Annotated in this window: 19 protein-coding genes and 1 pseudogene; 10 read left to right on the top strand and 10 right to left on the bottom strand. The window is 68.9% G+C overall.

Translation table 11 applies throughout. The annotated features are described in order from the left end of the window. Positions 1-203 (top strand): annotated as a pseudogene (locus VN378_RS14595) (squalene/phytoene synthase); the annotation flags it as partial. Between the two features lie 37 nt (positions 204-240). Here VN378_RS14595 and VN378_RS14590 read toward each other — a convergent pair. Beyond that, positions 241-1,125: an oxygenase MpaB family protein gene (locus VN378_RS14590; RefSeq protein WP_325744285.1), complete on the bottom strand. Its 885-nt coding sequence runs from the start codon at positions 1,123-1,125 to the stop codon at positions 241-243. Positions 1,126-1,279: 154 nt separating this feature from the next. Between VN378_RS14590 and VN378_RS14585 the strand changes: the two genes are divergently transcribed. Next, on the top strand, positions 1,280-1,822 hold the full coding sequence (locus VN378_RS14585) for a cytochrome b (RefSeq protein WP_325744284.1): 543 nt from the start codon (positions 1,280-1,282) through the stop codon (positions 1,820-1,822). Here the strand turns inward: VN378_RS14585 and VN378_RS14580 are convergent, their stop codons facing one another. Beyond that, positions 1,823-2,752, bottom strand: coding sequence for an endonuclease/exonuclease/phosphatase family protein (locus tag VN378_RS14580; protein WP_325744283.1), 930 nt, complete (start codon positions 2,750-2,752; stop codon positions 1,823-1,825). Further along, entirely contained in the window at positions 2,752-4,164 is a 1,413-nt protein-coding gene (trmFO, locus tag VN378_RS14575) for a methylenetetrahydrofolate--tRNA-(uracil(54)-C(5))-methyltransferase (FADH(2)-oxidizing) TrmFO (RefSeq protein WP_325744282.1), read from the bottom strand. The genes VN378_RS14580 and trmFO overlap by 1 nt, the downstream gene beginning before the upstream one ends. Before the next feature lie 61 nt (positions 4,165-4,225). Between trmFO and VN378_RS14570 the strand changes: the two genes are divergently transcribed. The 3 genes from VN378_RS14570 (at position 4,226) to VN378_RS14560 (ending at position 7,272) form a co-directional block, all read left to right on the top strand. Beyond that, complete coding sequence (locus VN378_RS14570) at positions 4,226-5,191, top strand: hypothetical protein (protein WP_325744281.1); 966 nt, start codon at positions 4,226-4,228, stop codon at positions 5,189-5,191. A gap of 28 nt (positions 5,192-5,219) precedes the next feature. Further along, positions 5,220-6,152, top strand: a complete 933-nt coding sequence (locus VN378_RS14565; RefSeq protein WP_325744280.1) for a hypothetical protein — start codon at positions 5,220-5,222, stop codon at positions 6,150-6,152. 181 nt (positions 6,153-6,333) lie between these two features. Beyond that, positions 6,334-7,272, top strand: a complete 939-nt coding sequence (locus VN378_RS14560; protein WP_325744279.1) for a type II CAAX endopeptidase family protein — start codon at positions 6,334-6,336, stop codon at positions 7,270-7,272. A gap of 2 nt (positions 7,273-7,274) precedes the next feature. On the opposite strand, the gene uvrA is transcribed toward VN378_RS14560, so the two are convergent. Both uvrA and VN378_RS14550 read right to left on the bottom strand, forming a co-directional pair. Continuing rightward, the gene (gene uvrA, locus VN378_RS14555) at positions 7,275-10,181 is read right to left on the bottom strand and encodes an excinuclease ABC subunit UvrA (RefSeq protein ID WP_325744278.1); all 2,907 of its coding nucleotides are present in this window, start codon (positions 10,179-10,181) and stop codon (positions 7,275-7,277) included. A 161-nt stretch (positions 10,182-10,342) separates the two neighbouring features. After that, positions 10,343-10,822 carry a group III truncated hemoglobin gene (locus VN378_RS14550; protein ID WP_325744277.1) on the bottom strand — a complete coding sequence of 160 codons (480 nt, stop codon included), beginning with the start codon at positions 10,820-10,822 and terminating at the stop codon, positions 10,343-10,345. Positions 10,823-11,051: 229 nt separating this feature from the next. Between VN378_RS14550 and VN378_RS14545 the strand changes: the two genes are divergently transcribed. Beyond that, positions 11,052-12,674, top strand: coding sequence for an ABC-F family ATP-binding cassette domain-containing protein (locus VN378_RS14545; protein ID WP_325744276.1), 1,623 nt, complete (start codon positions 11,052-11,054; stop codon positions 12,672-12,674). Here VN378_RS14545 and VN378_RS14540 read toward each other — a convergent pair. The 3 genes from VN378_RS14540 to VN378_RS14530 are packed head-to-tail and all read right to left on the bottom strand — an operon-like array spanning position 12,658 to position 14,518. Next, the gene (locus tag VN378_RS14540; protein ID WP_325744275.1) at positions 12,658-13,101 is read right to left on the bottom strand and encodes a flagellar basal-body protein FlbY; all 444 of its coding nucleotides are present in this window, start codon (positions 13,099-13,101) and stop codon (positions 12,658-12,660) included. The two genes, VN378_RS14545 and VN378_RS14540, sit on opposite strands and share 17 nt — an antisense overlap. Further along, complete coding sequence (locus VN378_RS14535) at positions 13,098-13,409, bottom strand: rod-binding protein (RefSeq protein WP_325744274.1); 312 nt, start codon at positions 13,407-13,409, stop codon at positions 13,098-13,100. The genes VN378_RS14540 and VN378_RS14535 overlap by 4 nt, the downstream gene beginning before the upstream one ends. Positions 13,410-13,411: 2 nt before the next feature. Then, a complete protein-coding gene (locus VN378_RS14530; RefSeq protein WP_325744273.1) occupies positions 13,412-14,518 on the bottom strand; it encodes a flagellar basal body P-ring protein FlgI in 1,107 nt (368 codons plus the stop codon). A gap of 183 nt (positions 14,519-14,701) precedes the next feature. Here VN378_RS14530 and VN378_RS14525 point away from each other — a divergent pair, with 183 nt between their 5' ends. The 3 genes from VN378_RS14525 to gltX all read left to right on the top strand — a co-directional run bounded on the left by VN378_RS14525 (position 14,702) and on the right by gltX (position 17,149). After that, positions 14,702-15,127, top strand: coding sequence for a flagellar assembly protein FliX (locus tag VN378_RS14525; protein ID WP_325744272.1), 426 nt, complete (start codon positions 14,702-14,704; stop codon positions 15,125-15,127). Between the two features lie 185 nt (positions 15,128-15,312). Beyond that, positions 15,313-15,744: an RNA polymerase-binding protein DksA gene (gene dksA / locus VN378_RS14520; RefSeq protein WP_325744271.1), complete on the top strand. Its 432-nt coding sequence runs from the start codon at positions 15,313-15,315 to the stop codon at positions 15,742-15,744. Between the two features lie 70 nt (positions 15,745-15,814). Then, positions 15,815-17,149, top strand: a complete 1,335-nt coding sequence (gene gltX, locus VN378_RS14515) for a glutamate--tRNA ligase (RefSeq protein WP_325744270.1) — start codon at positions 15,815-15,817, stop codon at positions 17,147-17,149. A 77-nt stretch (positions 17,150-17,226) separates the two neighbouring features. Here gltX and VN378_RS14510 read toward each other — a convergent pair whose 3' ends face one another. Both VN378_RS14510 and VN378_RS14505 read right to left on the bottom strand, forming a co-directional pair. Beyond that, positions 17,227-17,523 (bottom strand): CC_3452 family protein, encoded by a 297-nt coding sequence (locus VN378_RS14510; protein ID WP_325744269.1) that lies wholly within the window; start codon positions 17,521-17,523, stop codon positions 17,227-17,229. A gap of 127 nt (positions 17,524-17,650) precedes the next feature. After that, positions 17,651-18,253 (bottom strand): TIGR00730 family Rossman fold protein, encoded by a 603-nt coding sequence (locus VN378_RS14505; RefSeq protein WP_325744268.1) that lies wholly within the window; start codon positions 18,251-18,253, stop codon positions 17,651-17,653. 80 nt (positions 18,254-18,333) lie between these two features. Between VN378_RS14505 and VN378_RS14500 the strand changes: the two genes are divergently transcribed. Next, a complete protein-coding gene (locus VN378_RS14500; protein ID WP_325744267.1) occupies positions 18,334-19,083 on the top strand; it encodes a hypothetical protein in 750 nt (249 codons plus the stop codon). Positions 19,084-19,219: the final 136 nt, after the last annotated feature.

The raw sequence follows: 19,219 nt of genomic DNA, 5'->3' as shown, positions 1-19,219 counted from the left end.
AGGCCGGACGTGTGTGGGGGCTGGCGCAGACGGGGCGGCCGGACGAGGCCACGGCGCTGCGCCCCGTAGCCAATGCGACCCTGCGCGGCCTGCCGGCGGTCGCCTTTCCCGCCGCGGCCCACGCCGCCCTGGTTCGCCGCGAAACGCGGGAGCCGGTTAAACGCCTGCGACTGGTTTGGGCGATGCTGACCGGACGAGTCTAGGGGCCGGCGACCCGTCCTGGCGCCGGGCGGCGACGGTTCAGCCGCGCGGCCAGACCGTCACCTCCGCGGGCCAGACTTCGTGGTTGGGCGAGCCTTCATAGGCCCAACCGAGGGTGCGGGCGAGGGCATGGGCCCCGCCGCGGACCACGGGCGTCGGCGGGGTCTTCAACCCGTGCATGGCCCGGGCCCAGTCGGGCAACAGGTCGACCCCCGCCTGCATGATCACCGCTGAGGCGGCGTCGGTCAGGGCCGCGCCGACCGACTGGTTCAGCACCAGCTGCGCGACTTCGTGGGTGCGGGCGTCAACGCGCAGGGCCGGACGCATGGACTGGATCAGGGCCTCCGCCGCGGCGCGGTCCCGGGGGACCGGGTCGGCGCCCAGCCGATCGGCGACGATCGCCATTTCAGCGAAATATCCGTCCTGGTCGGCGACGGGCATGTCCGGTTCGGCGTAGCGGATCCAGGCGTCGAGGAAGCTGATCGCCTCGGTGACGTGGACCCAGGCCAGCAGGGCCGGATCGCCGGCCCGGTAGGGCGTTCCGTCGGGAAGGACGCCGCCGATCCTGTCGTGGATGCCCCGGACGCGGTCGATGGCGGCAAGACCGTGTCCGGCGTGGTCATAGGTGGTGACGGCGATGAATTTGGCCGTGCGCCGCAGCCGCCCGTGCATGTCGGAGCGGAAGTCGGAATGGTCCCAGACTCCGGCCAGCACCGCCGGATGCAGCATCTGCAACAACAGGCCCGAGACGCCGCCGATCATCATGGTGACGATGTCGCCATTGACCCGCCAGGCGACGGAGTCGGCGGCGAACAGGGCGTCGGCCCGCCGCAGGATGGGGCGTTCGCCCCTCGAGGCGTCGTTGAACAGCTCGGTGATGCGCCGGCGAATGGCGACCTTGGCGGGTTCGAGGAGAGGGGGCATTCGGGTCCGGGCGTGCGATCGCGGGAGACCGGCCGATACCATGAACGGACCGTCGGCGGCATCGTCCCGATGCGTCCCGGACCACGGTTTGCGCTGGATCAACGATCCTTGCCGGACAACGGCGCAGCCTGAATCTGATTTGAGGAGTCGAACCGTGAGCCTCGCCGAACCAAAGCTGTCGCTTCCCGCCTACAGTCGCCTGTCCGTCGCGTTGCACTGGCTGATGCTGCTGCTGCTGGCGGCGGTCTATGCGACCATTCTGATGCGCGAGAATTATCCTCGCGGCAGCGAGATTCGCGAGGCGCTGAAGGCGTGGCATTTCAGTCTGGGACTGACGGTGTTCGCCTTGGTCTGGGTGCGGTTGATCGCCCGCCGGCTCGGCGGGATCCGACACCGGCCGGGCGGCGCCGCGGCCTGGGCCGCCGCCGTAATGCATGTGGCGCTGTACGGCTTCATGATCGCCATGCCCCTGCTGGGCTGGATCACCCTCAGCGCCGAGGGCGATCCGGTGCAGCTGTTCGGCCTCGGCCTGCCGCCGCTGACCGGACCGAACGAGGCGCTGGCCGAACAGGCCGAGGAGATCCACGAGACGCTGGGTACGATCGGCTACTGGCTGGTCGGCCTGCACGCGGCGGCGGCCCTGTTCCACCACCATGTGCTGCGCGACGGGACGCTGCGGCGGATGACCGCCTGGTGATCAGGCGGCCGGGCGGTGTCCCGGCCCGGGTCCGACGACCGCAGGCTGCTGGATGGACACGATCAGCGGCAGGTGATCCGAACCGACGCCGGGGCCGACCCGGGCGGAGGCGCGGAGATCGGGTGTCACGAAGGCATGGTCGATGGGCAGGCCCAGCACCGGCAGCGAAGAGAACCACGTCGAGCCGAGCGCCGGCGAAAGACGAACCAGCGTTGACGAGAGGAGCCGCAGACGGTCGGACCATGGCGTGGCGTTCATGTCGCCGATGACGAGGGTCGGGCCCGCCGTCGCTTCCTGAACCGCCGCGGCCATCATGAGGTTGCTCGCGCGGAGACGGGAGGGCGTGAGGGCCACCGGCGGGTGCATGGCGACGATCCTGATCTCACCTGTGTCGATTATCGACACCGGGTAGACTCCAGGGGGCAGGTCGGGCCGGGGCCGCCCGGTCAGGGGACTCCGGCTGAAAATCACCGCGCCGTGCTCATCGGGGTCCATCGCGCCGTAGACGAAGGGATACTCCGACAGGGCCTGACGGGTTCTGGCTGAATCGTTGGGGGGGTCCGCGAGGATAATGAGGTCTGCGGCTTCCTTCCGGGCGAGGACGGCCAGCCGGGCCACCACGTCGTCCGTCCTGAACACATTGCACCACACAATCGTCAGCGCCGGCTGCGCGACGGGAGGCGGAACCCTTGAGAACAACTCCGGAGTCGTCGCCAGAAGCACGGCGACCAACACGGCCGCCACACCGGCCGGGAGATAGCGGCCGACAGTCAGGGCCGCGCAGCCGAAGGCGATGCAGAGCACGATGACCTGCGGGCGCAGGTTGGCGAGCAGCTCCAGCGGGGCGGTCCTGATGTTCAGGAGGGCCGGCAAGGCCGCCAGGAGGATGATCGCGCCCGTAATCCAGAACATGTCCTTGACCGGCGCCATCAGGGTCGGGCGGGCGCGGCATCGCGCCACGCCTTCAGGGCCTCCAGCGCCCGGAGGCTCATCAGCCGCTTCTTCGCCCGGCCGCGTTCCTTCATCGGAATCTTGACGCCAGCCTCGTCGACCTTCGGCGCCTCCAGCGGCGGCAGCAGGCCGTAGTTGATGTTCATCGGCTGGAATTTGGAGATGCCGCCGGGGCCGTCGAGGTGGCCGCCGGTGATGTGCTCGACCAGGGCGCCCATGGCGGTGTGGACCGGCGGAGCCTCCAGCGGTCTGCCGAGGCGTTCGGCGGCGGCGAGGCGGCCGGTCAGCAGGCCCATGGCGGCGCTCTCGACATAGCCCTCGACGCCGGTGACCTGACCGGCGAAACGCAGGCGCGGCATGGCTTTCAGACGCAGCTGGCGGTCCAGCAGTTTGGGGCTGTTGAGGAAGGTGTTGCGATGCAGGCCGCCGAGGCGCGCGAATTGGGCGTCGTGCAGACCGGGGATCATGCGGAAGACCTCGGCCTGGGCGCCGTGCTTCAGCTTGGTCTGGAAGCCGACCATGTTGAACAGGGTGCCGAGCGCATTGTCCTGGCGCAGCTGGACGATGGCGTGGGCCTTGACCTGGGGGTCGCGCGGATTGGTCAGGCCGACGGGCTTCATGGGTCCGTGGCGCAGGGTTTCGCGGCCGCGCTCGGCCATCACCTCGATGGGCAGGCAGCCGTCGAAATAGGGGACGTTCTCCCAGTCCTTGAACCCGGCCTTGGGACCGGCCAGCAGGGCGTCGATGAAGGCCTCGTACTGCTCGCGGTTCATCGGGCAGTTGACGTAGGCGGCGGCGTCTCCGCCGGGCCCCTCCTTGTCGTAGCGCGACTGGCGCCAGGCGATGTCGAAATCGATCGAGTCGGCGTGGACGATGGGGGCGATGGCGTCGAAGAAGCTGAGCGCGTCCTCGCCGGTCAGGTCGAGAATGGCGGCGGCGAGGGCCGGGGAGGTCAGGGGGCCGGTGGCGACGATGACATTGTCCCAGTCGGCGGGCGGCAGGCCGGCGATCTCCTCGCGCACGATGGTGAGGAGCGGGTGAGCCTCCAGCTTCGCCGTCACCGCCTGGGAGAAGCCGTCACGGTCGACGGCGAGGGCGCCGCCGGCGGGGACCTGATGGGCGTCGCCGCAGCTCATGATGATGGAATCGAGCGCCCGCATCTCGGCGTGCAGCAGGCCGACGGCGTTATGCTCCCAGTCGTCCGAACGGAAGGAGTTGGAACAGACCAGCTCGGCAAGCCCGTCGGTGTGGTGGGCGTCGGTCTTCACGCCCGGAACGCCGCGCATCTCATGCAGGACCACGGGCACGCCCGCGCTGGCGATCTGCCAGGCGGCTTCCGAGCCGGCGAGGCCGCCGCCGACGACGTGGATGGGCTTCAGGGTTTCCGTCATGGGCGGCTTCTAGCGGCGCGGCCCGGCTTGGGCTAGCGTGGCCGTGGGACGGGGGAATGAAATGGCGCGATTTTCAATCGGGACTGCGATCGGCGATGGGTTCGACCTGATCCGGCGGCGGCCGCTGGCGGTGTTCGTCTGGGGTTTGCTGATGGTGGCGCCGTCGGCGGCCACGTTCGGTCTCGTCTGGCCGATGATGGGCGAGATGATAGGCGCGATGGCGATGGAGGCCCGCGGCGACGGGAGCGTTCACGACACCGCGTTCGCCAACATGATGCAGTTCCAGGCCATGTCCGGACTCTTGAACATTCTCCAGATGCTGCTGATTGTCGTCGTCTACACGGCGATCATGCGAGCCGTCCTGCGGCCGCGGGAGGACAGCTTCTTCTCGTTGCGTATCGGCATGGACGAGCTGAGGGTCGCGGTCGTCGGCCTCGCGGTGGTCGTGGGCCTCTACATCACCATGATGGTGATGGTGCTGATCGGCGCCGCGGTCGGCTTCGCAGCCTGGGGCGCGGGTTCGCCAGTCAACTGGCTGGTCATCGTCGGTCTGGTCGTCACGGCGATCCTGGCGATCTTCCTCGGAATGGCGCGGGTCAGCATGATAGCGCCCGCCAGCGTGCTGTACCGCACGTTCGCCTTCGCGGAGGGATGGCGGCTGGGACGGGGCCAGACCGGCCGCCTGTTCGGCATGATGCTGTTGCTGATCCTGCTGGTCGTCGTCGTCGAGGTGGTGGTGGTGGGCGTCGGCCTGGCCATCGCGGTCGCGGTCGGAGCTTCGGGTGGCATCGACTGGGCCGGACTTCAATCACACCACACGGAAGCCAATCCATTCGCGGGCATCTCCGCCATGGTCGCGGCCAACTGGCCATGGTTCGCGGTCGGGGCCGTTGTGGCGGCCGCCATCTATGGTTTGCTCGTGACGCTGCACATCGCGCCCTACGCCTCCGCCTGCCGGCAGCTGGCCGAAGGCGAAACGCCGCCCAAGGCGGACGAGCAGTCGCCCGCGCCTGCCGAAGTAGTCTAGGATCGGGCCAGAGACAGGAGATTCTGCCATGGCGTTTTCGGCCACCGACGCCGCCTTCGAGGGCTTCCGCCTCGTTCGGCGCAATCCCCTGGCGCTTGTCGCCTGGACGCTGTTGTACGCGGTCCTGACGCTGACGGCCCTGTTCTCGCTGTCCAATATGATCGGCCCGCTCGAAGCCGTGACCGCCCAGGCGGAAGCGCTGGAGTCCGTGGATCAGCCGAGCCTCGATCAGGTCATGGCCGTGATGGCCGGGTTTGGAGCGATCATGGCCCAGGTGGCCTGGCTGATGCCGGTCAGCCTGGTGGTCGGCGCCATGCTGGGCGCTGCGGTGGCGCGCGGCGTACTGAATCCGTCCGGCGACCGGTTCGGCTATCTGCGGCTCGGCATGGACGAGGTTCGCGTGCTGGTGGTGACGTTCGTTCTGGGCCTGCTCGGGGGCCTTGTCGCCTTTGTGGCCTTCATGGCCCTGGGCCTGCTGGTGGCGGCAGCGAAGGCCGGGGGCGGCGGAGGCGGAGCGGCCATCGCGGGGGTTGTCGGCTTCCTCGCCATCATCTGCGGCCTGGTCTGGCTGTCCGTCCGGCTCAGCCTTGCCGTGCCGATCACGGTGGCGGAGAAACGTTTCGCCTTCTTCGACTCGTTCAATGTGACGAAGGGCCGGTTCTGGCCGCTGCTGGGCATGGCGGTCCTGGCCATCGTGATGGTCCTGCTCGTCCAGCTGCTGTCCTCCATCGTCAGCATGCCGATGGCGATCATGTCGGGGCTGCAAGACTGGTCGTTCAGCGGCGACCAGGACCCGGCGGCCGTCCGGGCGGCCCTGGACGTCAGCAACCCCTGGGTGATCGCCAATGCCGTGGTCGAGGCGATCGTATCCGCCCTGACGGTCGGGATCCTGTACGCGCCGTTCGCGGCCGCCTACCGCGACATTACGGGCGGCCCGTCCAACGCGGCGGTAATCGATTAAACCGATCCTTGACGCACCGAAGCGCCGATTCCACGGCGGGCCGCCCTGATCCCTCGGTCCTGGCGAGGCCTGAAGTGACGTCGAGCGGCTGAAATTCGGGGGGCGGCGCATCCATTGGGAGCCTCCGCAGCCTCCTGTCGTGACGGAGCCCGTCCGCTGGCTCATGACAAGGGGGGATCGCATGGCCGGCACTGAACTATACGCAGAGCGAAAGCGCAGCCACCGCCGGACCTGGACGGCGGCTGCCGTCCTGCTGGGCCTGGTCTTCATGGTCGGCGGCCAGGTGGGCGCCCTCCTGCCGGCGATCGCTGCCGGCTTCGTGGTTCCCGGCGACAGCGCCGAGGGCTGGCCGCAGCTGGCGTATGAGCTGGGCGCATCCTTCGGCCTGACCTCGATCCTCATCCTGCTGTGGGCGCGCCTGTTCGAGCGGCGCGGGCCGAGCGCCCTGGGGCTGAACGCACGGGGGCCGATGCGTTTCGCGCGCGGCTACCTGGTCGGCCTCGCCTTCATGCTGACCGTGGTCGGCGTGATCTGGAGCCTCGGAGGCTATGTGGTCGAGGGAGCGGGGGCGTTCGGCACCGCCGCCGTCGGCGCAAGTCTGCTGCCCATCGGCGTGCTGATGCTGGGTTTCGTCATCCAGGGCTCGTCGGAGGAAATCCTGTTCCGCGGGTGGCTGATGCAGCTCATCGCCTCGCGGCACGGGCTGTGGATCGCCGTGATCGCCAACTCGGCCCTGTTCGCCCTGGCCCATGCCGGAAACATGGAGCCGTCGAACGAGCTGTACAGCGGCCTCGGCAACATCCTCCTGTTCGGCCTTTTCATCAGCCTCTACGCGGTCCGCGAAGGCTCGCTGTGGGGCGTGTGCGGATGGCATGCGGCGTGGAACTGGCTGCTGGGCCTGGGCTTCGGGCTGGAAGTGTCCGGCATGGCGGTGGACGCCACGCCTCTGATCACCGACCTGACGACGGCGCCCGGCGCGGCCTGGTGGCTGACGGGCGGAGCCTTCGGTCCGGAGGCCAGCCTGGTCACGACGGCGGTGCTGCTGGCGGGGATCGTCGTGCTGATGGCGCGCGGACGGACCCGGGACCAGGGCGTTGAAGCGGCCCCGGTCCCGGTCTGAGATCAGGCGCGCTTTTTGATCGCGGCCACCCGCGCCTTGCGGCGGGTTTCGTGGCGGTCGAGGACCTCCTTGAGGTATTTGCCGGTCCAGCTGGCGGGATTGGCGGCGACCTGTTCGGGGGTGCCGACCGCGACGATCTCGCCGCCGCCGTCGCCGCCTTCGGGGCCGAAGTCGAGCAGCCAGTCGGCCACCTTGATGACGTCGAGATTGTGCTCGATGACCACGATGGTGTTGCCGTTCTCGACCAGTTCCTGAAGCACCTCCAGCAGCTTGCGCGTATCCTCGAAATGCAGGCCCGTGGTGGGCTCGTCGAGAATGTAGAGGGTCTTGCCGGTGGCGCGTTTCGACAGCTCTTTCGACAGCTTGACCCGCTGGGCCTCGCCGCCCGAGAGGGTGGTCGCGGACTGGCCGACCTTGACGTAGCCGAGGCCGACGCGGTTCAGGGTCAGCATCTTGTCGCGGATCGAGGGCACGGCCTTGAAGAAGCTGGCCGCCTCTTCAACCGTCATATCCAGAACGTCGGATATGCTCTTGCCCTTGAAGACGATTTCCAGCGTCTCGCGGTTGTAGCGCCTGCCCTTGCAGACGTCGCAGGTGACGTAGACGTCGGGCAGGAAATGCATCTCGATCTTGATCAGGCCGTCGCCCTGACAGGCCTCGCAGCGGCCGCCCTTGACGTTGAACGAGAAGCGGCCGGGGCCGTAGCCCCGGGCCTTGGACTCCGGCAGGCCGGCGTACCAGTCGCGGATCGGGCCGAAGGCGCCGGTGTAGGTGGCCGGGTTGGAGCGCGGGGTGCGGCCGATGGGCGACTGGTCGATGTCGATGACCTTGTCGAACATCTCCAGCCCCTCGATCCGGTCGAAGGGGGCCGGGGCGTCCGATGCGTTGTGCAGCCGGCGGGCCGCGGCCTTGTAGAGGGTCTCGATGGTGAAGGTCGACTTGCCGCCGCCGGACACGCCGGTGACGCAGGTGAACAGGCCGGCGGGGATTTCGCCGGTGACGCTCTTGAGGTTGTTGCCGGTGGCGCCGCTGATCCTGAGCATCTTCTTGCGGTCGACGGGACGGCGCCCCTCGGGCGGCAGTTCGATCTCGCGCTCGCCGGTCAGGTATTTGGCGGTCAGGGAGTCGGGATTGGCCATGACCTCGGCCGGCGTGCCCTGGGCGCAGACCTCGCCGCCGTGGATGCCGGCGGCCGGACCCATGTCGATGACGTAGTCGGCGGTGAGAATGGCCTCTTCGTCATGCTCGACGACGAGGACGGAATTGCCGAGGTCGCGGAGGCCGCGCAGGCTTTCCAGCAGGCGGGAATTGTCGCGCTGGTGCAGGCCGATGGAGGGCTCGTCGAGGACGTAGAGCACGCCGGTCAGGCCCGAACCGATCTGGGAGGCGAGGCGAATGCGCTGGCTCTCGCCGCCGGACAGGGTGCCGGAGGCGCGCGACAGGCTGAGGTAGTCGAGGCCGACGTTGTTGAGGAAGCGCAGCCGGTCGGTGATCTCCTTAAGGACGCGGCGGCCGATCTCCATCTGCTTGTCGGTCAGCCTGTCGTTCAGGGCCGTGAACCATTCGTGGGCGTGTTTGATCGACAGCCAGGAGACCTCGGCGATGTCCGTGCCCGCCACCTTGACGGCCAGGGCCTCGGGCTTGAGGCGTTTGCCATGGCAGACCTCGCACGGGGTCTCGGACTGGAACCGGCCCAGCTCCTCGCGCACCCACGAGGAATCCGTCTCGCGCCAGCGCCGCTCGAGATTCGGCAGCACGCCCTCGAAGGCCTTGGAGACCTCGTATTTGCGGGCGTTGTCGTCGTAGGTGAATTTGATCTTGTCGCCGCCCGAGCCGCGCAGGATCACGTCCTGGGCCTTCTGAGGCAGTTCGCGCCACGCCACATCCATCGAGAAGCCGTAGTGGCGGCTCAGCGACTGAAGGGTCTGGGTATAGAGGGGCGAGGGACCGCGCGACCACGGCGCCACCGCGCCCTTGTGCAGGGTCTTGTCGCGGTCGGGGATGACCAGATCGGCGTCGAAGGCCAGTTTCACACCCAGGCCGTCGCAGGCCGGGCAGGCGCCGAACGGGTTGTTGAACGAGAACAGCCGCGGTTCGATCTCACTGATCGTGAAGCCGGAGACGGGACAGGCGAATTTCTCCGAGAAGGTCAGCCGCCGCGGCTCCTTCTCGCCCTCGGCCGCACTGGCCCATTCGGCTACGGTGATGCCGTCGGCCAGACCCAGCGCCGTCTGCAGGCTGTCGGCGTAGCGGCTTTCCAGCCCCTGTTTGGTGACGATGCGGTCCACGACGATGTCGATGTCGTGCTTGAATTTCTTGTCGAGCACGGGGGCGTCCTCGATGGCATGGAACTCGCCGTCGATCTTGACGCGCTGGAAGCCGGCGCGCTGCCACTCGGCCATTTCCTTGCGGTATTCGCCCTTGCGGCCGCGTACGACCGGCGCCAGCAGCATCAACCGCTCGCCGTCGGGCAGGGCGGTCAGCTTGTCGACCATCATGGAGATGGTCTGGCTCTCGATCGGCAGGCCGGTGGCCGGCGAATAGGGCACGCCGACGCGCGCCCACAGCAGGCGCATATAGTCGTGGATCTCGGTCACCGTGCCGACGGTCGAGCGCGGGTTCTTCGAGGTGGTCTTCTGCTCGATGGAGATGGCCGGCGACAGACCCTCGATCAGGTCGACGTCGGGCTTGCCCATCAGCTCCAGGAACTGGCGGGCGTAGGCGCTCAGGCTCTCGACATAGCGGCGCTGGCCCTCGGCGTAGATGGTGTCGAAGGCGAGCGAACTTTTGCCCGAGCCCGACAGGCCGGTCATGACGACGAGCTGCTCGCGCGGGATGTCGAGATCGACGCCCTTGAGATTGTGCTCGCGCGCGCCGCGCACGCGGATGAAGTTGTGCTTTTCGGTCATGAGGCCTGACGGCTTGGGTATTCGGGAACGCAGCGGGGCCGCGGAGGGTCCGGCGCGACGCTGCTATATGGGGATCAATTCGCGGGATTCAGCAAGAACAATGTGAGAACACGGATGGGTCCGCGCCAACCTGCTGACATCCCGTGTCAGCAAGTCTGGCGTCAGGCCGGCGGGGTCCAGGGTTCCGGCGGGCGAATATACCGCTCGCCCTTGTCCAGCAGAACGCCGTTGGCGCCCGCTATGCCCAGTTCCAGGCTTTCGGCGATGCGGCGGGCGCGCTCGATGAAGTGGGCGGCGGCGGCGGGCGGGCAGACGTCCGCGGCCGTGGCCTCGAACAGCTCCAGCCAGCGGTCGAAATGTCGGGCGTCGACCGGCAGGGGCAGGTGTTTGGGCATGGGCCGGCCGTGATAGACGCCGCTCATCAGGGCGACGGACGACCAGAACAGCTTCATCTGCTCGAGATGCGGGCCCCAGTCGGAGATGCGCGCATCGAAGACCGGCCCGATCAGCGGATCAAGACGCACCCGGTCGTAGAAGGCGTCGACCAGTCGGGCGATCATCGGCTCGTCGATACCGGTCTCGGCCTCGATGCGGCGGACAATGGACTGGCGGCGGGTGGCAGGATCATCAGAAAGGGTCACCCCTCCTAATTAGGCGGCCTGGCTTCGGTCCGCCATTGCGGCCAATCGCCGTCGGACAAATCACGCGTTCCAGCTTCAACCGGGCGCGCCATTGCCGAAATGGCTTGCGCATCAGCCCCTTCGACCCCATCCTCGAATTCTTCGAGTGAGTTTGGAGGCCCGACGAACATGATCAGCGCGCTGGAAATCGGTTTCGCCCTTTCCATCCCTCTGCTGCTCGTGCTCGCCCATGCCCTCGCTCCAAAGCCCAAACCCGTCCGCATCCGCACTCGTGACGCTCGATCGCGTCGCGGCCCGGACGCCTGACGGCTCCACCCTCTTCGACAATCTGAGCCTGACGTTCGGCTGCGAGCGCACGGGCGTCGTCGGCCGCAATGGCGCGGGCAAGACCACCCTGCTGCGTCTGATCGCGGGCCTGACCGAACCGGCCGAGGGCGGGGTGGCGCGCGTCGGCCGCATCGGCTGGCTCGAGCAGAGGCGCGAGCCCGGGCCGGACGAGACCGCGGCCGGGACGCTGGGCGTCGCGGGGCCTCTGGCGATCGTCGCCCGGGTGTTGGCGGGCGAAGCGTCCGGCGACGATCTGGCCGAGGCGGACTGGACGCTGGAAGACCGGATCGGCGCGGCCCTCGCGGAGGCGGGGCTCGAGGGACTGGATCTGAACCGGCCCGTCGCGTCTCTGAGCGGCGGCGAGCAGACGCGGCTGGGGCTGGCGGCCCTGCTGCTGGCGCAGCCGGATCTGCTGGTGCTGGACGAGCCGACCAATCATCTGGACGCGGAGGGTCGGGCCGCCGTCGCCGGGGTGCTGCAGCGCTGGAAGGGCGGCGCGGTGGTGGTCAGCCACGACCGCGGCCTGCTGCGGACCATGGACCGGATCGTCGAGCTGTCGTCGCTGGGCGCGGCGATCTACGGCGGAAATTTCGACCTCTATGCCGCGCGCAAGGCGGCGGAACGGGCGGCGGCGTCGCGTGATCTGGAGGTCGCGGAGCGCGAAACCGGTCGGGTTGCGCGCGAAGGCCAGGTCGCGCTGGAGAAGAAGGCGCGGCGCGACAAGGCCGGACGGGCCTTCGCCGCGAAGAAGTCCGAGCCGAAAATCCTGCTGGGCGCCATGGCCGAGCGCGCCGAGACCAGCGGCGCGCGCGAGAACCGGCTGGCCGAGCGCAAGGCGGCCGAGGCCGAGACGGCGCTGACCGAGGCGCGCGAACGGGTCGAACGGGTGCGGGCGCTGGACATTCCCATGCCGCCGACGGGCCTGGCGGCGGGGCGGACGGCGCTGGTGCTGGACGAGGCGGCGTGGGACGCGCCGGGCGGACGGCGGATCGTCGGGCCGGTCCCGTTGCGGCTGACCGGCCCCGAGCGGGTGGCGATCACGGGGCCGAACGGGGCCGGCAAGACGACCCTGCTGCGGCTGATCGCCGGCGACCTGGAGCCTTCGTCGGGCCGGGTCGAGCGGCCGGTCGCCGCGGCCCTGCTGGATCAGGCCGCGCAGATACTGGAACCGGATGAGACGCTGGTCGAGGCCTACCGCCGGCTCAACCCCGAGGCCACCCCGAACGACGCCCATGCGGCGTTGGCGCGCTTCCTGTTCCGCAACACGGCGGCGTATCGGGTCGTGGGGACGCTGTCAGGCGGTGAGAGACTGAGGGCGGCCCTGGCCTGCGTGATGAGCGGCGCGCGGCCGCCGCAGCTGTTGATCCTCGACGAGCCGACCAACCATCTGGATCTGGACTCGATCGCGGCAGTGGAGGCCGCGTTGCACGCCTGGGAAGGCGCGCTGGTCGTGGTCAGCCACGACGCCGATTTTCTCGACGCGATCGGGATCGGGAGGACCGTCGCTCTCAGGCGGTGCGGTTAAAGGCCACGGCCCGGCCGTCGCCGGCGTTGGCCTGGCCCGAGGCTCCATAGGCGGACGGCGATCCGCGCTGGCCGGCGACCTCGGCGACGATGGTCCTGACCAGTCCCTCGGAGACGATGCGGGCGGCCTCGACGGCGCGGGCGTGGCCCGACAGCACGGCTTCGAACGCTTCCGTGGCCTTGACCAGCGCCAGCCGGTCGGCGGCCGGGGCGGCGGCGAGCACGGACGGATCGGCCTTAACCTGGGCCGACTCGCGGCGGTAGGCGTTGGCCAGCTGCTGGGTCTCGCCGAGAGTCGCGGCGGCGTCCTGCGGGCGGCGGGACTCGAAGGCCTTCGATTCCTCGATGAGACGGGCGGTGAGGCGCGTCGTCAGGTCGGTCAGCTGGCGGACGCGGGCCCGGGCGTTGACGGTGGCTGTCTCGGTCATGCGGCGAGTTCCTGGACTTCCTGCATCTTCAGCATCTGGGCCACGACCTGGTCGGCCAGGCCGACCCCGCCGGCCTTGACGGTCTGTTTGGCCATGGCCTCGATCATGAAGCTGCGCCACGTCGACTCGGCCTCGCCGCCGCCGAAGGGGGCTTCGGTGGAGAGGCCCTCGAACATCGGCTTCATCATCTGGGCGAGGAAGGTGGCCTCGAAATTCTCGGCCGTCTCGCGCATGCGATCGGTGACGGCGGGGTGCGCCGTGGCGACGAGAGGCCGGACCAGGGCGGGATCGACGGGGAAGTCGCTCATGCTCACATCACCTCGATGTCGGCCTGCAGGGCGCCCGCAGCCTTGATGGCCTGCAGGATGCTGATCATGTCGCGCGGGCTGACGCCGAGGGCGTTCAGGCCGTTGACGAGGGTGGACAGGGAGGTCCCGCCGCCGACGATACGCATCTGGCGGCCCAGGTCTTCCTCGACCGCGACGGTGGACTCGGGAACGACCACCGTCTGGCCGCCACGGCTGAAGGGCTCGGGCTGGCTGACCTGCGGGCTTTCCTGCACCGAGATGGTCAGATTGCCCTGGGCGATGGCCACGGTGGAGACGCGGACCGCCTCGCCCATGACGATGACGCCGTTGACCTCGTCGATGATGACCTTGGCCGGAGCGTCGACCTGGACCGGCAGGTTCTCGACCATGCTGATGAAGCCGGCCATGCCCATCTGACCGGGTGCGCGCAGGGCGACGACGGTGCCGTTCTCGGCCAGGGCCGTGCCGGGATAGGTCTGGTTGATGGCGGCGGCGACGCGCTGGGCCGTGGTGAAGTCCGGATTGCGCAGCGTCAGCCGCACCTCGTTCATATTGGCCAGGTGGAAGCCGGTTTCGCGCTCGACCGTGGCGCCCGAGGCGATGCGGCCGGCGGTCGGCACGCCGCGGGTGACCGAGGAGCCGGAGGCCCCGCCGCCCGAAACGGCGCCGGTCTGGATCGAGCCCTGGGCCACCGCATAGACCTGACCGTCGGCGCCCTGCAGGCTGGTGACCAGCAAGGTGCCGCCCAGCAGGCTCTTGGCGTCGCACATGCTGGCCACGCTGACGTCGACGCGGGAGCCCGGAGTGGCGAAGGGCGGAAGCTCGGCCGTCACCATGATGGCGGCCATGTTCTTGGAGTTGGCGTTGGAGCCGCGGATGTTGACGCCAAGCCGCTCGGTCATGCCCTCGAGCGACTGGCGGGTGAAGGGGCAGTTGCGCAGGCTGTCGCCGGTGCCGTTCAGTCCGACCACCAGGCCATAGCCGACCAGCTGGTTGGTGCGGACGCCCTCGATGGCCGCGATGTCCTTGATCCGCGACTGGGCGGACGCCGGCGCGGCGAATCCGGCCACGGCCGCGGCGGTCAGGAGGGAGGCGAGCAGTTTCTGCATGGGCGGGGCGTCCAGGTACTGTTGCGCCCTGTGTGTTGCCAAAGGCGTGCCAGACGAAAACTTCCATGAAAACAGTGAGCAGACCCGATCGACCCCTGGAGGGAGCGGCAGAAACTGCCGGGCCGTTAACCAAACGGTGACGCGGTCCCGACGATGGTCCGGCATGTGCTGGAGTCGCATCGCATGAAGGTCACAGGCCCGTCCGGACCGTCGTCCCCGCAAGGCAGCCGTCCCGCCCGCGCGGGCGGCGGCTTCTCCGTGCCCCAGGCGGCGGCGGGCGCGACCGCGGCGCCGGCCAGTTCGGCTTCCGGCGTGTCGGGGGTCAGCGACGTGTCCGCCCTGATGGCGCTGCAGGGGGTCGAGGACGTCACCGAACGCCGCCGCCGCGCCATCCGTCGCGGCGGAGGGCTGCTGGACCGGCTGGAAGAGCTGAAACTGGCGCTGCTGCAGGGCGAGGCGGGCGAGGGCGCGCTGGATCGCCTGTCCCGGACGCTGCGGGAGGAACGGCCCATGGACGCCGACGCCGGTCTGAACAGCCTGCTGGATCAGATCGACTTGCGCGCCGCGGTTGAGTTGGCCAAGGCCGATCTTCGCCGCACTGCAGCATAAGTCGCCGGAATTCCTTGAAAAAGGACAATCGCCGAGCGCCGGGTGATGAAGAAATGTCACGCTTCCGCAGCGACTGTAAGCTTTACGGGTCACGCTCTCGCGAGCGTTGTTGCCGCGACTCTTCGCCATCCCTATAGGCAGGGCTGCGCCACAGGGGGGCGCTGTAAGAGACCGTGAGTGCGACGATGACCGCATTGGCCTCTGTGCCTGTCGAAAAGGCCGGTTACCGGCCATCCGACGACGAGCCATTCATGAACGAACGCCAGCTTGCCTATTTCAAGGGCAAGCTGATGGACTGGAAGGAGGACATCCTCCGCGAGTCCAAGGGAACTGTCGTAAACCTGAAGGCCGAGACGGAAAATCATCCGGATCTGGTTGACCGGGCGTCGTCGGAATCCGACCGGGCGCTGGAGCTGCGCACCCGCGATCGCCAGCGCAAGCTGATCTCCAAGATCGACGAGGCGCTGCGCCGCATCGAGGACGGCTCCTACGGCTATTGCGAGGAGACCGGCGAGCCGATCAGCCTCGGACGGCTGGAGGCCCGCCCGACCGCGACCTTGTCGGTGGAGGCCCAGGAGCGGCACGAGCGCCGCGAGCGCGTCCACCGCGACGACTGATCGCCCGCGAGCCTTGACTTGAAGGGCCGCGAGGGCGACCTGTGCGCCCCGCGTTTCCAAGGTCTATCGCATGTCCGTCAAGGTCCGTTTCGCCCCGTCGCCGACGGGTAAGCTGCACGTCGGCAATGTCCGCACCGCCCTGGTGAACTGGATGTTCGCGAAAGGGCAGGGCGGGTCGTTCGTGCTGCGCATCGACGACACCGATCTGGCGCGGTCCACGCCGGAATTCGAACAGGGCATCGAGGACGACCTGACCTGGCTGGGCCTGGTCTGGGACGAACGCCACAACCAGTCGAAGCGATTCGATCGCTACGAGGAGGCCGCGGCGCGCCTGAAGGCCGCCGGACGGCTGTACGCCTGCTACGACACCTCCGAAGAACTGGACCGCCGCCGCAAGGTGCAGCTGTCCCGCGGCCTGCCGCCCATCTACGACCGCGCCGGCCTGGCGCTGACCGACGCGGAAAAGGCGGCCTATGAGGCCGAGGGGCGCAAACCCCACTGGCGGTTCAGGCTGGACGGCCGGCGCGTGGCCTGGGAAGATCTGTCGCGCGGCCACGCCGAGGTGGATACGGCGTCCATGTCGGACCCGGTGCTGATCCGCGAGGACGGCCTGTTCCTCTACACCCTGCCGTCCGTCGTCGACGACATCGACATGGCCATCACCCATGTGATCCGCGGCGAGGACCACGTCACCAACACCGGCGCCCAGATCGAGATCTTCGAGGCGCTGGGCGGCCCCGTGCCTGAGTTCGCCCACATGCCCCTGCTGGTCGGCGAGGACGGGCAGGCGTTGTCCAAGCGCCTGGGGTCGCTGTCGATCGCCGAGATGCGCGACAAAGGCTATGAGCCGATCGCCATCACCAGCCATCTGGGCCGCATCGGGACGTCCGATCCGCTGGAGGTGGGGGAGTCCATCGACGCCCTCGGCGCCAGCTTCGCCTTCGCCAAGATGGGCCGGTCGCCGGCGCGTTACGACACCGCCGATCTAGACCGTCTGAACGCCCAGGCCCTGCACGCCATGCCGTACGCCGTGGCGCGGCCGAGGCTGGTGGAACTGGATGCTGATCTGGGCGAGACCTTCTGGAACGGTGTGCGAGGCAATCTTCAGAAATTCGCGGATGTCGTTGAAATGGCGAAGATCGTGCGCGGTCCGGTGACGCCGACGATCGAGGATCCGGCCTTCGCCCAGGCCGCGCTGGCGGCCCTGCCGGAAATCATCGACGAGACCCTGTGGCCTGTATGGACGGCGGCGGTGAAGGAGGCGACGGGGGCCAAGGGCAAGGCGCTGTTCATGCCGCTGCGCCTGATGATCACCGGCCAGTCGCACGGCCCGGACATGGCGACCCTGGCGCCGATGATCGGCCGCGAGCGGATCGTGAAACGGCTGAACGGCGAAACCGCCTAGGCCTTTCAAAAAGGACGTTGCACAGCAAAAAGGCCGCCCTTCGCAGGGCGGCCTTTTCGTTTCTGCGATCCGTCGGATCAGGCGTTGCAGGCGGCGATCTGTTCGGCCGTCAGGGCGACGCCCTTGTAGCTGAACGACGACACCGCGCCGAAACGGGCCACGACGCGGCGGCAGGCGCGCGTCGCCGGCTGGTTCGCGCCGCCGCTGGCGGTGCAGGAGCCGCCGTTGCAGCGCCAGGACGCGCCGTCGATGATGGTGGCGTTGGCCGGGGCCTTGGACGCATCGGTCAGGACAGCGCTGGAGGCCGGGGCCTGGGCGAGGGCGGGAGCGGGAGCGGCGGCGAACAGGGCCGCGGCGATTAGCAGAGCACGCATGGGGAGGTCTCCGGACGGGCGCAAACGACCATCGTTTCCGCAACGCCAGTGTCCGTTTCTATACGAAACTGTCAAGGCGCGTTTCCAAAAGAGACGCACGAACACCGGCTGACTGACCAGTGATTACTTAACGCTGATCATGTTTCAAGTGCGGCATGGCGTCCGCGCCCTTCATGGTCTCGATCGCGGCCTCGACCGTGTCGCGCACGACCCAGGCCTCGCGGAAGCTGGCGGGGGTCATGCCGGACCCGATGCTGTGCTCCATCATGGCCAGAAGCGGTTCCCAGAAACCGTTGAGGTTCAGGAAGATGACCGGCTTTGAATGCAGATCCAGGCGCTTCCAAGACAGCACCTCGATGGCTTCTTCCAGGGTGCCGACGCCGCCGGGTGCGACTACGAAGATGTCCGACTGGTCGTACATGATGGTCTTGCGCTCATGCATCGAGGACACAACCAGGGTTTCAACGTCATCGAACAGCCGTTCCCGGCTGCGCAGGAAGCCCGGCATGACCCCCAGCACCCGTCCGCCGGCGGCGTGAGCTGCGCGGGCCGAGGCGCCCATCAGGCCGACGCCGCCCCCGCCATAGACCAGCCGCCAGCCGGCCCTGGCCGTCTGCTCGCCGAACGCCCGCGCCGCCTCGGTATAGGCGGGATCGGACGCATCCGAGGAACCGCAGAACAGGCAGACGGACTTTCCGTCGAAGGGCTGGATGGCGACAGGCGAAGACATGGGGCCTCTGGAACGATGGGAGACAGCGGCCCCCCGGGCGCGCTATCCAGGGGAATACTCCTAGCGGTCGGATGGACGCGATGAAACGGGCCATGTTCGGCAAGGCGGGAACGGCGGCGCTTCTGGGCGTGCTGGCGACGGCCTGCGCGCCCCCCGCCGCGCCGCCGACGGTCGAGGCGGAAAGCGCCGTCGCCGCGGGATGGACCCGCCCGCCGGAGATTCTGTCGGTGCAAAGGGCGGCAGCCAGCCTGATCTTCACCGGAGAGGCCGAGCCGGGGGCCCGTGTGGTGCTGCGAAGCGATTCGGGGGCGGCCTATGCGGCGGTGGCGGACGCACGCGGCCGGTTCGACATCCGCATGGCGGCGCCGGCGGGCGATCTGTGGCTCCGGCCCGAGACCCAGGTCGGTCAGGACGCGGCCCCGTCGCCGGACCGACTGCTGATCGTGGCGGGCGGGCGCGGGCCCATCGCCATCCTGCGCGCCGGCGGACCGACCCGGCGCCTGGACCGGGCGCCGGCTCTTGGGGCGGTCGACAGCGACGGCCGCATGCGGCTGGCGTCTGGCAGGGCGCCGGCGGGGGCGCCGGTCGTGGTGCGGGCGGGCGGCGAATCCGTGCGCGTCGCGCCGGACGGCGAGGGCCGCTGGAGCCTGATGCTGCGGCCCTCGAACGGCCCGGACGAAATCCAGGCGGGGGGCGGGCGTTTCGCCTGGCCCGGAGAGGCGGACCCCGGCGCGTCGCCGCGGGTTGAACGGGCCGGGCAGGGGTGGCGGATCGCCTGGACCGGCGCGGCCGGCGCCCGGCAGTCCACCTGGCTGCCCGACGCCGCCTGAAGCGGTTTACTTCCGGTTAACCAATTCACTTCAACGGAAGGGTGTCTTCCTTCTTCGGGGACACCCACCATCACCGAACTTCTTCAGCCCGGCGCTCGCGTCGGGCTTTTTTTCGCTGGCGATGTGTGGGGAAAGA

The sequence above is a fragment of the Brevundimonas sp. genome, assembly GCF_035561115.1.
Lineage (GTDB): Bacteria > Pseudomonadota > Alphaproteobacteria > Caulobacterales > Caulobacteraceae > Brevundimonas.
The sequence above is the reverse complement of the archived record's forward strand: the minus strand, read 5'-3'. Positions and strand labels throughout refer to the sequence as shown.